General features: G+C 53.0%; 3 protein-coding genes. All 3 read left to right on the forward strand.

Going from position 1 to position 1,563, the window contains the following annotated elements; all coding sequences use genetic code 11:
- The coding region (locus tag D6783_03335) for a hypothetical protein (protein RME52932.1) at nt 1–424 on the forward strand (424 nt) is incomplete at its 5' end.
- A gap of 28 nt (nt 425–452) precedes the next feature.
- Entirely contained in the window at nt 453–1,043 is a 591-nt protein-coding gene (locus D6783_03340) for a hypothetical protein (GenBank protein ID RME52933.1), read from the forward strand.
- A gap of 7 nt (nt 1,044–1,050) precedes the next feature.
- Nucleotides 1,051–1,563 (forward strand): hypothetical protein (locus D6783_03345; protein RME52934.1); only part of this gene is annotated, 513 nt, incomplete at its 3' end.

A 1,563-nucleotide genomic window follows, 5' to 3' on the forward strand; every position in this document is an offset into this window, starting at 1 on the left:
AAGCACTCTCAGAGGAAGCAACGACACATTCACAATAACGAGAATCATCGCACGACCGCGCACCGGCAACGGCGGGCTCAGATACGAGGTAACGCTTGCAGACAAACAAACGACGGACTTCCTCGACCTCATGCAAAAAATACTTCTTGCAAAGAGCAAAGAGATAGAGATCACAGACGACGAAGTGCTGACACAGGTGGAGGGCTTCATTGAGGACATCACATGGCAAGAGAACTGGACCGCAAGCACCCTCCCGGCGAACACGCCGACATTTCAGGAAACGATCACATTCGGCGAGAGCTGGCGCACAAACCCATGGGGCACAAACCAAAACCCAACATGGGTAGCAGGACCATACTTCCCAACCGACGCGAACGACCGGAACCGGGCCACCTTTGCAGACAGCTCGGCAACGGCCTCGTGATACAATTAAAAGCATAAAGAACAACACCATGAGAAACACAACACACAAAATAAAAGCATTCGCAAAAAAGGTCGCATGGAGCGGCAGGTGGCGACTTTACACCACCCCGGACGGCAAACCGCTGACACCGGAGGAACTGGCCAAGGCGCGAACCATTCCAAGCACCACCCCGGACAAAAAAGCAAGCGAAATGCTCAGCCTGCTCATAGGGCGAGCGGTGCGAGTGCACAGCTACACAAACGTGATCACGACAGCCGGGAGGCAAAAAGTGAACGAGGCGCTCGCGGGAAGCATAAGCGCAGCAAGCGAGGCCAAAATAAACTACGAGGAACTGGGGACCGGAACCACAACGCCAGCGGCCAGCGACACAGGACTGGAAACACCGGACGCAAGCACACGGCAGACAATCAGCTCGCTTGGCGTAAGCGGAAGCCAGCTCAACATTACGAGCTTCTGGAGCGCCGGAAGCGCAACCGGAACATGGAAAGAGTACGGCTGCTTCATCAACGGCACAAGCACAAGCAACAGCGGGACATTATTCGCGCACGTCGGCATCGACATAACAGTAGGGTCGAGCGATGCACTCACAATCGACGGCACAGTAACACAATCAATATAAAAGGCTTATGGGATACACATGGACACCGGGCGACGCACTCAGCGCAGAAAACCTCAACAAAATAAACCAAGCGACAGACGACGCGATCGCAGTGAACACACACAACATCCTGGAGCTTTACCTGCAGATGTACTTTGACAGCAAGAACCCGGACTACAACGGCCTCTTTTTTGACGGCTGGAGCGACACAAACAAAACAGACACCGGGATCAACACCTCACTCACGGCAAACGCCAACGCAAACGACACGACGATAGACGTCGGCGCGTTTGACAGCGCAGAACTCAACAAAGAATTCAGGCTTGAGGGAACCAACACAGAACTGGTAACAGCCACAGCAGTCGCAGACACAACAACGAGCGTGTTTTCAGACAACTTTGACAGAGCGGACAGTGCGACGGTTGGCAACAGCTGGACAGAGTTAGAGGACGCATACATTGACGAGAAAATTGCGAGCAATGCTTTAGAGTTTTATAAAAACACAAACAGCAATGGCGGGAGCACAAGCGCAATTTATCAC

It is taken from the genome of Candidatus Woesearchaeota archaeon (assembly GCA_003694805.1).
Classification (GTDB): Archaea; Nanobdellota; Nanobdellia; order Woesearchaeales; family J110; genus J110.